Annotated in this window: 12 protein-coding genes; 6 read left to right on the top strand and 6 right to left on the bottom strand. The window is 67.4% G+C overall.

All coding sequences use genetic code 11. From position 1 onward, the window contains the following. Positions 1-29: 29 nt before the first annotated feature. On the top strand, positions 30-563 hold the full coding sequence (locus AC3ETA_RS41980; RefSeq protein WP_432198169.1) for a DoxX family protein: 534 nt from the start codon (positions 30-32) through the stop codon (positions 561-563). A gap of 12 nt (positions 564-575) precedes the next feature. Here the strand turns inward: AC3ETA_RS41980 and AC3ETA_RS41985 are convergent, their stop codons facing one another. From AC3ETA_RS41985 to AC3ETA_RS41995, 3 genes are read right to left on the bottom strand one after another with little or no spacing between them, the layout of a single operon-like run. After that, positions 576-2,060 carry an amidohydrolase family protein gene (locus tag AC3ETA_RS41985; RefSeq protein ID WP_432198170.1) on the bottom strand — a complete coding sequence of 495 codons (1,485 nt, stop codon included), beginning with the start codon at positions 2,058-2,060 and terminating at the stop codon, positions 576-578. Then, positions 2,057-3,583 carry a CoA transferase gene (locus AC3ETA_RS41990; protein WP_432198171.1) on the bottom strand — a complete coding sequence of 509 codons (1,527 nt, stop codon included), beginning with the start codon at positions 3,581-3,583 and terminating at the stop codon, positions 2,057-2,059. Before AC3ETA_RS41990 ends, AC3ETA_RS41985 begins: the two co-directional genes overlap by 4 nt. Beyond that, on the bottom strand, positions 3,576-4,625 hold the full coding sequence (locus tag AC3ETA_RS41995; RefSeq protein WP_432198172.1) for an enoyl-CoA hydratase/isomerase family protein: 1,050 nt from the start codon (positions 4,623-4,625) through the stop codon (positions 3,576-3,578). Before AC3ETA_RS41995 ends, AC3ETA_RS41990 begins: the two co-directional genes overlap by 8 nt. Positions 4,626-4,739: 114 nt before the next feature. On the opposite strand from AC3ETA_RS41995, the gene AC3ETA_RS42000 reads away from it, so the two are divergent. The 4 genes from AC3ETA_RS42000 (at position 4,740) to AC3ETA_RS42015 (ending at position 9,544) form a co-directional block, all read left to right on the top strand. Next, entirely contained in the window at positions 4,740-5,738 is a 999-nt protein-coding gene (locus tag AC3ETA_RS42000) for a VOC family protein (RefSeq protein WP_432198173.1), read from the top strand. A gap of 215 nt (positions 5,739-5,953) precedes the next feature. After that, entirely contained in the window at positions 5,954-8,404 is a 2,451-nt protein-coding gene (locus AC3ETA_RS42005; RefSeq protein ID WP_432198174.1) for a glycoside hydrolase family 2 TIM barrel-domain containing protein, read from the top strand. Between the two features lie 155 nt (positions 8,405-8,559). Further along, complete coding sequence (locus AC3ETA_RS42010) at positions 8,560-8,715, top strand: hypothetical protein (protein WP_432198175.1); 156 nt, start codon at positions 8,560-8,562, stop codon at positions 8,713-8,715. 172 nt (positions 8,716-8,887) lie between these two features. Beyond that, on the top strand, positions 8,888-9,544 hold the full coding sequence (locus AC3ETA_RS42015) for a TetR/AcrR family transcriptional regulator (protein WP_432198176.1): 657 nt from the start codon (positions 8,888-8,890) through the stop codon (positions 9,542-9,544). Positions 9,545-9,623: 79 nt separating this feature from the next. Here AC3ETA_RS42015 and AC3ETA_RS42020 read toward each other — a convergent pair whose 3' ends face one another. The 3 genes from AC3ETA_RS42020 to AC3ETA_RS42030 form a co-directional block, all read right to left on the bottom strand. Continuing rightward, positions 9,624-10,166 (bottom strand): aromatic-ring-hydroxylating dioxygenase subunit beta, encoded by a 543-nt coding sequence (locus AC3ETA_RS42020; protein ID WP_432198177.1) that lies wholly within the window; start codon positions 10,164-10,166, stop codon positions 9,624-9,626. 12 nt (positions 10,167-10,178) lie between these two features. Then, entirely contained in the window at positions 10,179-11,579 is a 1,401-nt protein-coding gene (locus AC3ETA_RS42025; protein WP_432198178.1) for an aromatic ring-hydroxylating oxygenase subunit alpha, read from the bottom strand. 181 nt (positions 11,580-11,760) lie between these two features. Next, positions 11,761-11,958, bottom strand: coding sequence for a ferredoxin (locus AC3ETA_RS42030; protein WP_432198179.1), 198 nt, complete (start codon positions 11,956-11,958; stop codon positions 11,761-11,763). Positions 11,959-12,238: 280 nt separating this feature from the next. On the opposite strand from AC3ETA_RS42030, the gene AC3ETA_RS42035 reads away from it, so the two are divergent. Continuing rightward, a complete protein-coding gene (locus AC3ETA_RS42035) occupies positions 12,239-13,399 on the top strand; it encodes an MFS transporter (RefSeq protein ID WP_432198180.1) in 1,161 nt (386 codons plus the stop codon). The last annotated feature ends 716 nt before the right edge of the window (positions 13,400-14,115 follow it).

A 14,115-nucleotide genomic window follows, 5' to 3' on the forward strand; every position in this document is an offset into this window, starting at 1 on the left:
AAGCGTTGCGAACGGAGGTAATCCCACCTATGCCGACATCCGAGCACCGTGCAGAACGAGACACCGCCGCCCTGCTGCTCCGCGCGACTTTGGGACCGATGCTCTTCGCCCACGGCTGGAACAAGGTCCGCGGCCCCGGCGGACTCGAGGGAACCACCGGCTGGTTCGAGGCCCTCGGACTACGCCCGGCCGCTCTGCACGCCCGACTCGCGGCCGGTACGGAGATGGCAGCGGGCGTCACCATGACCCTGGGCGTCGCGGGCCCACTGCCGGCGGCGGCCGCCGTCGGCCTGATGACCACGGCTGCCCGCACCGACCACCGGGGCAAGGGCTTCTTCGTCTTCAAAGGCGGCTGGGAGTACGCCGGCGTCGTCGGCGGCGCCGCTGTAGCCCTGGCCGCCCTGGGGAACGGCAAGTACTCAGTGGACGCCCTGGTCCGACGTCAGTGGTCCGGCACCGGGGCGGCGATGCTCGCCGGCGGACTCGGCGTGGGCAGCGCCCTGGCGCTGTTGCGGGCGTGCTATCGACCTCACCGTGAACCGGAAGACACTACGGAGGCCTGACCGGTCCAGGTACTACACGTGGACGATCCGCCCGTCGCAGAAGGTCATCCGTACCAGATCCGCGGACGGTTCATCGAGCGCTACCGCACGCGGCGCATGCAAGAGGCACAGATCCGCCGGCGCACCCGGGCCGATCGACCGCAGGGCGTCGCCTGGGCGCAGAGGAGGGGAGAGCATGCCGGCGAGCGCCGTCGACGCGGACACGCTCTCGGTTGGCCCGAGCGGCACTCCGTCCGGGGCAAGCCGGTCACGGGCGGCGCGCAGCACGGCCCACGGGTCCGGGGAGCCGAACGGCGCGTCGCTGGATGCGACGGTCGGCACTCCGGCGCTGAGCAGCGACGCGTAAGGATAGAGGTATGGAAGGTCGCCGGGGTCGGCGTCACGACGGTATGCGTCTCCACGTTCCGCGACGAAGCCCGGCTGCGTGACAACCCGCAACCCGAGCGCGGCCATCTGCGCGGCGAGCGCCGGGGGCGCAACGGCCGCGTGCTCGATCCGGTCACCGGGCACGACTCCCGCCTCCTCCAGCGCCGTCACAGCGACGACGAGGCCTTCGAGCGTCACACAGTGCACCGCGACGGGGCGGGGCACCACCGGCCCGGTGCCCCGTGCCGTGCGGATCCGGGTCAGCAGGTTGTCGTACGGCCAGGGGACGTGGTCGGGGGGAAGCAGCTTGCGTGGTCCCAGTCGTACACGGTCGGTCGAGATATCGGATGGGAGCGAGTCGACGCCGAGCAGAAGCAGGCTCTGCGGGAGCCGTCCGTCCCGGACCGCCGACAGCAGCAGACGCAGGGTGCCAGGAGTCATGTCCGGCGTGGCATCGGTGACCCCGGTGATGCCGTACGCTGCCAACCGACGTCCCACCCGGGCGAGGTCCGGTTCGGGCTCGACGGCACCGACGGCATCGAGTCGCCTGCGCAGCCAGCCGTCGAGCCGCCAGAGTCGGCCGGTGGAGCGCCCGGCACCGTCCCGTTCGATGCCGGGCGGGGCGTCGATGCTGACGGTATCGAGCCCCAGCATGGCTGCGGCCGCGCTGTTAACGATCCACAGCGCCCCACCCCGGTGCTGGACCCGAACTGGGCGGTCACCGGTCAGCACGTCCAACTGATGTCGGTCGAGGAGTCCCGCCACCGACTCGTGATAGCCGATGCCTCGCACCCAGGCACCGGGCGGAAGCGCCGCGGCCCGGTTCCGCAGTGCCACCCCCAGCGTGGCCGCGTCACGGACGTTGGGAGGTCCGCATGCGACGGACATCTCGACCGCCGCCAGTGCAGTCAGATGAAGATGGTGATCGTGCAGCCCTGGCAGCAGGGCACCGCCGCGAGCATTCACCACCTCCTCGCCCCGGATGGAAATCAGCGCGTTACCGACGGCCACGATTCGACCGCTGGCGACTCGGACGTCGGCATGGTGGCCGGGGCTCACTTCCGCATTGCGCAACAGCGTTGGCTTAGCGGACTGCGTGGGCGATTCATCGGATGATGTGTCCGCGGTCACTGTGGCTTCCTGCTCGACGAGCCGGCCGGCGGGGCTCCTGCACGCACCGCCCGCGATCGAGATCCTGGTCGGCCCGGTCTCAGCCCCAGACTCTCGATCACCGCCTGGCTGTGTTCCCCATGAGCCGCCGCCCGTACCGAGGGAACACGCGCGACCGGGGGCAGTACGGGGTGCCCGGCACGCGCCGGAACGTTGTCGAAGTGAAGGGCCACTGCAGCGGCGGCCGACTCGCGCATGGCTACGTCCACCAGTCGGCCGCCGCCCGCGCCGATGCAGGCGAGCGCCGCGACTGCCGCATGAACACCGGCGAGTGGATCGGCTATCGCGTCCCCGCACGGCAGCGCGCCGATCTCGTCGCGCGCAACGAGGCCCGCGGCGACCGCGACGTCGTCACCGAAGCCGACCCGACCGGACCAGGGGCCGGTACGTCCGTACGCGGTGATGCTCACCCAGGTCAGACCGGGCGTCCGGGCGAGGATCGCATAGGGGTCGATGCCGAGTTGGGCCATAGCCCGAGGCCGAGAGCTTTCGACGATGACGTGAGCACGGTAAATCAGGGCACGCAGCACGCCGAGGTCGGCCGGGTCTGCGAAGTCCAGTGCGACGGCCTCGTGGCCTTCGTGCAGGAGGTCGTAAAACGCCCGCGGCCCACGGCGGGCACCGTCCGGCCTGGTGGTGCTCTCCACCTTCACCACACGGGCCCCGGTCAATCCCAGTAGCTGGGCGCAGAGCGGTCCGGCCCACAACGCGGACAGATCGACGACCAAGGGACGCTCACACCCCGTGAGGGCCTGGGCCTCGCCCGCCGAATTCAGCAGGAAAGGTCGTACCCGACCTCTCTGGGCGCGAGCCGCAAGCTGAGCGTCCGTCGCGCCTGGGGTTCCCAGCACGGAGACGGGGATGCCGAGCAGTTCTCCGCGTTCCGCGCATGCGTCGGCGGGCCTGCTCGCCGCCCAGGCAGTGACCGCTTCCCAGTGGGCGCCCTCTCCTACTTGGCGCTCGGTCAACGCCGGTACGAGGTCAAGGTCGTCCTGCCGTGCCAGGTTCACCCCGATCCAACGGCCGCCGAGCGCGCGCAGCAGCTGGAAGGTTCCGCCGGGCGCGTACGGTCCGCGCCGGGTGAACCCCGCTGTCGCCGCCCGCTCCCCCAGCAGTCGGAAATCGGGGAGCACGGGGCTGCGGCCCATCCGGGCAGCAAGAGCCTGAATGGCCAGCAAGCCACCGCGAACCGCCGTTGCGGGGCCGCCGGGAGCGGGCAGCGGCGGGCCGTCCGAGCGACCGGTCAGGGCCATGGCGCCGCTGGACGCCCAGTCGTCGAACGGGTGTGCCGCATCGTCCCCCGGCTCGATCACGAAGTCCGCGCGGTCAGACCGCACGCGACGGGCGCCGAGGCAGCCGAGCAGCCACGCGGCGTAACGCGCGCCGGGGTCGTTGCCTCGCGCCGCCACGCGCAGCCCCCAGAGCGGGCCGCGGTCGGCGACGGAGCCCGCAAACGTGTCCTCCACCCGCCGCTTGTCAGGCATCTGCCAGCACCGCGTCCACCAACCCCCAGAGGTGCGCCCGAACGGCGTCGACTCGTTCGCCGGTGAGCGCCATCCATGCCGTGCGCCAGCGGCCGATACGCCGGGGCAGACTGACAGTGCCGCCGGCGCCGGGCACGAGACCGAGGGAGAGTTCAGGCAGGGCGAAGTATGCGCCGGGGGCGGCCACTACGCGGCCTGCGAACGCCGGCACCTCCAGTCCCGCGCCCATGCAGGCTCCTCGCACATGAACCTGGACCCGGTCGGCGCAACGGTGCACGGCGTACCCGGCGCTGCGGGCCAGGCGAACCGCATGGGCGGTGGCCGGATCCGCGGCCGTGCCGAATTCGTCCAGGTCGCCGCCACTGCAGAAGTGCGCCCCTCGGCCGCGTAGTTCCACGACCGTTATGCCGGGATCCTTGTCGGCCACGGCCAACGCGTCAATCAGCTGGTCCCGCATCTCACGGCCCAGGGCGTTGCGCCGCGCCGGCCGATTGAGAGTGACGCGCAGCCGGTCATCCATACGCTCCAGCAGCACGGCGTCCGCGGCCTCGGGCGGGATAGGGCGGGCCGGATGGGCACGCCGCCAGGCGGCGAACTCTGGTCCGGCCAAGAGCGTTGAGAATGCCAACGATTCGGCGACGAGCGCGTCCGGCACCGGAAGCAACGGCGTGAGCCGAAGAAGTCCGGCCAGTGTCAGGGCCGCCCTGGGGGCGCCATGAACGGCTTCGACAAGCTGATCCAGCGCCGCGTCCACGTCGTCCACTCTGACGTGAGCGCGTCCGGGTTGAGGGACGGAAGTGAGTGTCAACGTGCAAGCGTCGAGCACTGTCCCGGCGGCGGGCGACACACGACGCCGAGCCACACCCACGAGTACTCGGTGGGCCTGAGCCAGCGCAACGGCGGCCTCCCGCGGGTCACCCGTGTTGTCGAGATCCACCACCGTCAGCACATCGCCGACCGTGAGACGTTCGGTCGGCGTCGGGAGCAGCAGCTGCTCGTGCTCCGCGACTTCGGCCGCCGTCACCATCGGAATGTCCGACACCAGCCGCTCCCATCTGCCACTGCCCCGCGCGAAGCCACCATTGACCTGCCAAGACCATAACCGTAATGTTCAGGATGAACAAATATCGTTCAAGTCGTTCATTCCGGAGGTTACGTGTTCCAGTTCCTGCTCAGCGCCGATCTCATGGTTCCCGACCCGGACGCCACGGCAGCCCTCCTGGTGAAGACGCTCGGCATCAAGGAGCACCCGCGCTGGCGTCAGGCGTTCCCTGGCCATCCGTACGTCGCGCACTTCCTGCGCGTACACAAGTCCCTTGCAGTGGCGCCCACTCGGATCGAGCCGCAGGGACACCTGGACAAGCCGAATCACGGCGATCCCTACTTCCCAGCATTCCTGGAGAGCCTGGAAGTCTTCCAAGGTGAGCACCGGCCCATCAAGACGCACTCTCTGGTCCTCATCACCGACCGCCTCGACGATCTGGTGCAGCGGCTGACGCGCCGGCGTCTGCCGTTCCGTATCGCGCCCATGACACCCGAGATGCCCTGGGTACGGCTGTGGGTCGGCGTGACACCCGAGAACCCCCGCTACGAGCCCTCGGTCGACGGCGGACTCTGCGTCGAGGTGCTGCCGGTCGATCCGCTGCAGATGCCGGCGGAGACCTTCACCGTTCCGCCCCCGGAACCACTCGACCCCGCCCCGGGCGAGATGATCCGGGTGACGGCGCGCGGCGTCCTCGTACGCGATCTGGACGAGACTCTGCGCAAGCTGTCCGCCAATTTGGACTGGGAGCCCGCCGGACCGGTCGAGAACCTGCTCAACGAAGGCTACCGGCGAGCACGCATGGCCTTCACTCTGCAGCACAGCGCCTCGGTCGATCTGGTCCAACCCACCGCCTGGGACGGTGAGGCGGGGGCCTACCTGCACAGTTGGGGACCGGGCCCGTACTACACCAGGATCTCGGTTCATGACCTCGAGGCCAAGGCCGCGGACCTGGAGGCCAGGGGAACACCCTTCACCTGGGAGCCGGAGTCCGAAGCGGTCGGCGGGGCACTGATCAAGGTCGATCCGAGCGCGCTCGACGGCGCGCTCTTCGAGTTCCACGAGCATCAGGCCGACCAGTTCGTGACGACCTTCGACGGGGACACGGATTGACGGCACCGGAGGGCTGGAACACACCACGCGTCTCCGTCCGGACCCGAATCGACTCGGCCTGTGTCCATGTATACGGACGGCGCGCAGGCGACCGGGACGATCATCCAACGCGTCGGCTGCTGAACGCTCTCGCTCCGCGCCCGCAGGTCGAAGCGACAGCTCCGGCCAGGCCCATCGCGTGCTGAGCGCACCCAAGATCAGAGAAGGGCACGACATTGATTCGCACCTCCTTCAACGACGGCTGGCAGACCCGGCGTAAGGTGAATTTCTTTGCGGAACTGGTGGGCCCTGCTGCCCCGTTCCAGCCGGTCGACCTCCCGCATGACGCGATGATCAGTGAGGACCGCGTACCACCGGACGAGGGCGCCACGATCGAGGGTGGCGCGGGCGCATACTTCCCAGGCGGCGCCTTCGAGTACCGCAAGACGTTCTTCGTCTCTGAGGAGTTGAGTGGCAAGCGGATACTCTTCGAGTTCGAGGGCGTCTACCGCGATGCCACCGTGCACATCAACGGCGCCTACGCCGGCCAGCGCCCTTACGGGTACTCCCACTTCACCGTTGATGCCGACGCCTACCTGCGTTACGGCCAAGACAACGAGATCCGCGTGGAGGCACGCGCCCACCAGGACTCCCGTTGGTACACAGGGGCGGGCATCTACCGCAACGTCTGGATGCTCACCGGCGAGACTGTTCGCATCGCGCCGGACGGGCTGCGTGTGACCACGTTGGAAATGGAAGGCGAGCGGGCGGTGGTCGAGGTCGCAACTCGGCTGCTGAACGACTCGATCGCCCTGCATAGTCTTGATCTCACCGTGGGCATCCTCGACTCATCGGGGAACGCGGTGGCGCAGGACACCACCAGGGTCACCGTGCTACCGAATGAGTACGCCATGGCGCGGTCACGCGTGTATCTGCCTGAGGCACGACGGTGGGACGTGGACAGCCCCCATCTGTACAGCTGCAGCATCACTCTGAGCAAGGCCGGAGAGGTCGTGGACGCCGACAGCGTCACCTTTGGCATTCGCTCGCTGCAGCTCGAGCCCGATCGAGGACTGCGTATCAATGGCCGCAGTATCAAGCTTCGGGGCGCGTGCATCCATCACGACAACGGGCCGCTGGGCGCAGCAACCTACGCCCGCGCCGAAGAACGACGGGTTCAGATCCTCAAGGAAGCCGGCTTCAACGCCATCCGCATGTCCCACCACCCGATGAGCAAGGCCATGCTGGATGCCTGCGACCGGCACGGCATGCTCGTGGTCGACGAGGCCTTCGACATGTGGACGTCGGCAAAGAGCTCCTTCGACTACAGCCTGCACTTCCCCGAATGGTGGGAGCGCGACGTCGAGTCGATGGTCGCCAAGGACTACAACCACCCGAGCGTCATCATGTACTCGATCGGTAACGAAATTCCTGAGTCCGGGTCCGCGGTTGGCGCGGCATGGGGACGCAAGCTGGCCGAGAAGATCCGCTCAGTGGACAGCAGTCGTTACGTCACCAACGCCATCAACGGTCACCTGGCCGTCATGTCCGAGCTGGCCGCCCAGCGCGAGAAGCTGCAGAAGGAAGAGGACGGCGCGGGCATCAACACCCTGATGGCTGATGAGGCCGATCCGGCCGACGGCATCAGCGCCTCCGACCTGGTCACCGAACGCACCGCCGAGTCCTTCAGCATCCTCGACGTCGCCGGCATGAACTACGCCGACAGCCGCTACGCCCTTGACAGGGACGCTTTTCCCAATCGGATCACCCTGGGCACCGAGAGTTTCCCGACCCGCATCGACCACACGTGGCGGCTGGTGGAACAGTACAGCCACGTCATCGGTGATTTCACCTGGACCGGTTGGGACTATCTGGGCGAGGTCGGCATCGGCCGCCCCCTGCACGCGACGAGCCCCGACAACTCCCGGGGCGCCATCGGTGCTCCCTTCCCCTACCTCCTCGCGGGTTGCGGCGACATCGACATCACCGGCCACCGACGTCCCGCCTCCTACTACCGCGAGATCGTCTTCGGCCTGCGTACTGTCCCCTATATCGCCGTCCAGCCCCCCGAGACCCACGGCAAAACCTTCATCGGCAGTCCCTGGGCCTGGAGCGGCAGCATTGCCAGCTGGACCTGGCCCGGTTGGGAAAGCAAGCCCGTCACCGTCGAGGTCTACACCGACGCCGACGAGGTCGAGCTCCTCCTCAACGGCAACCGCGTGGGCCGGGCGTCGGCAGGCCCGGATCACCGCTTCCGCGCTCACTTCGACCTCCCGTACGAGCCCGGAGAGCTGTGCGCCGTCGGATACCGCAAAGGCGTGGAGACCGGCCGCTGCCGGCTCGCTTCTGCCCAGGGCCCGGTGACGTTGACCGCCCAGGCAGACCGGCCGGTGCTCACCACGACACTCGGGGACCTCGGCTTCGTCTCGCTCACACTGACCGATCCGCAGGGGACATGCTGGACGGGGGTCGACCGCCCGGTCTGCGTGGAGGTGTCCGGAACCGGTGATCTGATCGCCCTGGGCAGCGCCGACCCACAGCCGGTCGAGCGGTTTGACGCGGCCGAGTGTCCCACCTACGACGGACGGGCCCTGGCGATCGTACGACCTGCCGCTGCGGGCAAGATTCATATCCGAGCCACCGCCACGGGATGCGAAGCGGCCGAGACCACCATCACCGTCGAGTAGGCATCGGCAACGCGGGATCAGGGCGATGCGCAGTCCGTCCAGCCGCGGTCGCCTCGATTGCCAGAAGGGACGGGCAGGGGGCCAGCCGGCCTGGTCCGCGAGCGGGAGTGCATATCTGACGGCGGATCCGACGATCACGAGGGGAGAGACGTCAAGTGACTCACGCCGCCCTGGAATTGGAGTCGGTGGAGCCTGTCGAGAGCAACCAGTCCGGGCAGCCCGCACCCGTGTCCGACGAGCGACTGCTCACGGTGCTGGTGGAACGGGCCCGGTCGGAGGAGCTGCACCAAGGCCGCCGGACGGCGCCGTAGCGACCGGCGCCCGTACGGAATCGGACCTGCTCCCTGGGCGTTCTGGCTTTTCCATCGAGCGCGGATGCGAGACAGGAGACCAATAGATCATGTAGTGTATAATCCGTTCCGTATTAACCATGACTGGTCACGCATCGGACGGGGGCACCCCAAAGTGTCCACAGCACGCAGGATGGAACCCCGCCGCGCCACCTCCCCCGGGGAGGCCGGGACGGTGGACCGGATTCTCGACGGAGCGCTCAGAGCAGCCGCCCGTCGCGGCCTGCAAAAGCTCTCGATGAGCGACATCGGCGACAGCGCGAACGTCTCTCGGGGCACTCTGTACCGCTACTTCGCCTCCAAGGACGACGTCATCGCCGCGCTGCCCGACCATCTCCTCATGCGTTGGGAGCAGCACTTGCGCGGAGCCGTCGCCCAGCAGCCACGCCGAGAGGACCGAGTGCGGGTGGTCATGGAAGCCATCATCGGCTACGCAACCGCGTCCCCCGAACTGCTGCGGATGATCCAGCTGGAACCAGAGTTCGGCCTGGACTTCCTGGAGCGGAAGCTTCCGGACAGTGTGCGTATCGTCGCCGACTTGCTGGAGCCTGTGATCGATGATGCGGCCGTCGTCCACGCCCGCGTCATCACCGGTCCCGAACTCGCCGAGATCCTGCTGCGCATCGCCATGTCCGGCTTCCTCGTACCCGGCACACGCACCCGGCAACTATCCAGACGAGTCGCCAATTTCTGGGACTTCATGAACGTGGGAGTCGAGGAGACCGACCACGGCGAGCGCATGGCCGCCGTGGCACAGCTCTCACACGGCCAGCGTCGACGCCACGCCTGAAATCCACGGCGACGTCATCTGCATCCTGAAGCGCCGGGCGGACCGATGCGCGAACCGCTCGGCGCTTCAGGATGCGCGGTCAGAGGAAGATTGCGAGATTGGGCGTGCTCAGCAAAGTCTCATTCAGAAGAACCGTCCTCCGGGCGAGTCGCCACCCTTGCTCGGTGCGCCGAAGCAGGTCCCGACGCTCTGCAGCGATCACGTCTGGGGCGGAGTCGTTGAAGCGGTGACGGACCACCAGCAGATTGTGAGCACATGCGAACTCGTCCGGTGAGTCTGTCCGGTTGACCAGCAGGTTGGTCACCATCCGCCGGCATCGCGAAGGTGGGTCCTCGGCCCAGGCACTACTGGTTCCGATCAGCCGGTAGACCCGGCCAGTGAGCGATCCTCGGTCCTCGAGGAAGTGGTAGTTCCTGTCGGAGAAGCCTGCCCCATCGGCACGCTGGACGGTCTGCCGGACCGGGGCGCGGTAGTCCAGATCCTCGGTGAGCAGCTCCAGCCACTCGTGGAGGCGTCCCTGGTCGAGAAGGGACGCCTCCTCGTAAAGGAATTGCGTAAGCTCGTTGTAGACCGGGTCTCCGACGGGGACACGGACAGCCGCAGTCGTAGCGGTTTCAGTCATGGGTGCGCCTTCCTACCAGGGGTTGCCCGTCATGAACTGCAGCCAGCGCAGCCACCAGTTCCACTGACCGTCATCCTTCGAGAAGCCGTCGTAGACGTAGCCGCTGCCCGGCCAGTCGTCGGGCTTGTTGATGCCCAAGAGCGCCTGGTACTTCATCGTCTGGCGTCGCCCCATGGCCCCGTACGAGGACCGGTGCATGGACGGCCACGCCTCGGCGTCGTCCTGCTCGATGGTCCCGCTGCTGCCCACCGCCCGCACCGAGGCCTGGAGCATCCTCTCCTTGACCTCGTCGGAGGCGTCGCGTTCCACGAGCACCCAGTTGAGGAACTCGAACTCGTCGGGCCCCTTGGGCATGAAGGCGTGCCAGGTCATGGTCGAGCCCATGGCTCCGTCGGGTGAGGGCTGCCAGATGGACACCAGGCCGGTGTTGGGGAACAGGCCACCGACCTGGGGCGCGGACTCGGCGAGAATACGCATCTCGTCCTGGTTGAAGCGGCGGGGGAGATTTTCGACCAACTCGGGCGTCAGCCCGGGAGGGGGGAGGGCGCGCAGCCGTTCCATCGCACTGAGCCCCGCAACGTCTTTGCCCAACAGCATGCTGAAGGTCGTCTCGGCGGGGATGCAGCGCATGGAGTGTCCCTGCGGCACGCTCACATCGACGCCGTACATCGCCGGAGCCATCTCGACGACGGCTTCTCCGGTGGTCTCGGAGCCGATCACACCCAGCTCGAACAACGAACGATGCAGGGTGAGTGTGTGGTATCCGTCGGCGTTGAACTGCTCGCCCGCACACTTCCAGTTGGCCTTGACGGTGAAGCGCTGGGGAGGACCGAGCGCTTCAAGACCGCTCTCGGTACGGTCGTACATCAGGTCCAGGTACCACTTGTAGTCGCCGAACCAGTCGTCCAGCGAGGGTGCGGACGGGTCGAAGGTGGCGAAGAGCATGCCGCCGAAGCGCTCCACTCGAGCCTCGGGGAGGCCGAGTTCGGAGCGGTCGCGTACATCGCCCCACATCTGCTCCTTCTTCACCGGAGAGCCGAGAAAACGGCCGTCCTGGCCGTAGACCCAGCCGTGGTAGACGCAGCGGAACTGTTTGCTGTTGCCTGCGTCGACCCGGCAGACCTGCATGCCGCGGTGCTGACAGATGTTGAGCAGCACCTTGACGTCTCCGGTTCGGGTGCGCGTGATGATGACCGGATCGGCTGCAAGCGTTCGGGTGATGAAGTCGCCCGGGCGCGGGATTTCACTCTCGTGCGCCACCGGGATCCAGGCTTTCCGGAAGAGGCGTTCGAGTTCCAGCCGGAAGATCTCCGGATCGGAGAGCACACGCATCGACACCTCGCGTTTCTCCACGTCGACGAGGTCCGCGAGGGACGTCCCGTCGGAGAGAATCGGCACCATGCTATGAGCCATGCCGCCTTCCGCCACCATGATGAGCTCCCATCCTGACTGACGCACATGATGACGCGAAGATACGCCTTATACTACATCTGTTCAATGCGCTTCATGCATGCAGTTCCACACATGGGATCGACAGGTCCAGGCGAGGGGTCGACAGGCGGCCCCCGGCGCCGCCACCGGCCAAGATGCGCCATCACGGCCCCTCATGCACGACGAGCGCCCGTTCGGGGCACACGTCCGCCCCTTCCCTCGCCAGGACCTCCAGATCGGGCGGAATGATCGAGTCCGCTACGTACGCGAAGCCATCGTCGTCGATGTTGTAGACCTCGGGGCAGACCTCGTTGCACAGGGTGTAGCCGCAGCACTTCCCCCGCAGCACCTCGACGCGCATTCATGCCTCCAGATCGGCGAGTAGCCGTTCGACGTCCGAGACCGTAGCCGCCTGACCGCTCTGCAAGTGCTCGCGCGACCCCCTCAGTCGTGCGGCAGCATCGAAGCTAGATTACTGATCGAACGAACCATGGTCTATCTGTTCCATGAACCATACGCAAAGGGGCACCTGGATGAACATGTCGTCGCGCCGCCGAAGGGCGGGCCTCAAATCGACGGCGCAGCACCCTGTGACTCCCTCGATTTCCAACGCGCCGTTGCGCAGACCTCTCATACTGCTCATGGCTACCACCGCAGCGATGGCCGTCGCGGGTAACTACTACGTGCAGCCGCTACTGCCCACAATCGGACGCGAGTTCGACATAGCTAACACGACGGTCGCCCTGGCCACGACCCTCGGCCAACTCGGCTACACATGCGGTCTGCTGTTCATCGTGCCCCTGGCCGATCTGCTGGAGCGTCGACAGCTGGTGGTGATCATGTCGCTCGTCGCCGCTGTTGGTCTGGCCGTCTTCGGCTCGGCAACCTCGGTGGCCGTTCTGTTGCCCATAGCGTTGCTGGTAGGCACAGCCAGCGTGCTCGCCCAGTTGATCGTCCTTACCGCGACCGCGCTGGCAGACGACGCCGAACGGGGCCGCGTCCTCGGCACCGTGAGCGCCGGACTCACCCTCGGTATCCTGCTGGCCCGCACAGCGTCCGGTGCAATCGGGGACGTTTATGGCTGGCGGCTGACGTACTGGCTGGCCGCCGCACTGATGTTTGTTCAAGCGGGGGTGCTGGCGCGGGTCCTTCCCCGTTCTCAGGAGACGGCTCGGCGACTGCACTACAGGGCCCTGCTCCGGTCGATGCCTGCGCTGTTGCGCGACGAACCGGTGCTGCGGCTGCGCGTCGGGTACGGGACGGCGATGTTCATGTCGTTCAACCTCATGTGGACCGCGATCGTCTTCCTTCTCGCCGAGCCGCCCTACGCGTACGGGGCCGACGTGATCGGCTTGTTCGGCCTCGCCGGCGCGGTCGGCGCGGCAGCGTCGTCCACGACAGGTCGGCTCGCCGATCGCGGGCTTTCCGCCCCAGCGACCGGTGTAGCCTCTCTGTTGCTGTTCGCCGCCTGGCTCCCGCTGTGGTTCGGTGGGCGCTCGCTGGCGGCACTGGTCGCAGGAGTGATCATCCTCGATCTGGGCCTGCATGTGATGAGCGTGCTCAACATGAGCGAGATCCTGAGGTTACGGCCCGAGGCCCGCAGCCGTCTGCAGGCCGCCTACCTCATCTGCTATTTCGTCGCGGGGGGAGCGGGCTCCGCCCTGTCGGCCCTGCTGTGGACACACTTCGGCTGGACCGCCGTGTGCGTCACCGGGGCGACGTGCGGCGCGATGGGTGGCCTCCTCTGGCTTGCCACCTGCCGATCCCCACTGCTGAGCACTGTCCACCGGCCCGTCGGCTGAACGCTCCCCCGATATGGGGCCGAACGGCCCAGAAGCGGATGCCGCGAGCAAGCCCGCCGGGCAGGCCGGGCACGGGGCCGAGGGCCGTGTCTGCGATCGGAGAAGACTGATCAGCATCCAGAGCCGAGATCACCAGAGGGCTGACATGAAGCCACGCAGCGGCACACTGGTTGTGTATCGGCTCAGACGCCGAGGCCGAGCGCGGTGTCGGCTTTCCGCACGAGCAGGCCGTCGAGTGCGAGGCTGACCTCGATCCGGGCGAGATTGTGTACAAAGGCGCAAAGGGGCTGGATCGGCTGCCTCCGGGAACGCGGCTTCGTGAGGGTTGGCCGCGCCGAACGTCTGGTGCGGCATCCCCGGCCTCGACGACTCCGCGCACAGGAAATCCCAGCCAGCGCGGGAATCTCATCGGTTTTCAACGGTAGGTGATCGGGCAGTCCGGAGTCGGTCGCGCCGTGGCGGAAGATGCTACTCAGCACGAAGGTCGTGGTCTCGCTGTCGACGATCCCGGCAGCGGTTCCATCAGCGAAACCTTCGTGCTGAATGGATTGACAACAACCTGTATCATTTGTTCACTCCAATGTGGAGACCTCGCTCGCCCGATCGGTGCCGATGGAGGTCGGTTCGACACGGCATGCGCGTAGCTTGCCAGCCAAAGGACCCGGAGGTACCAGTACTCAAGGACAGATGCCACATCTGCGCGCTCGGCGCGAGCG

Source organism: Streptomyces sp. bgisy027, from assembly GCF_057710365.1.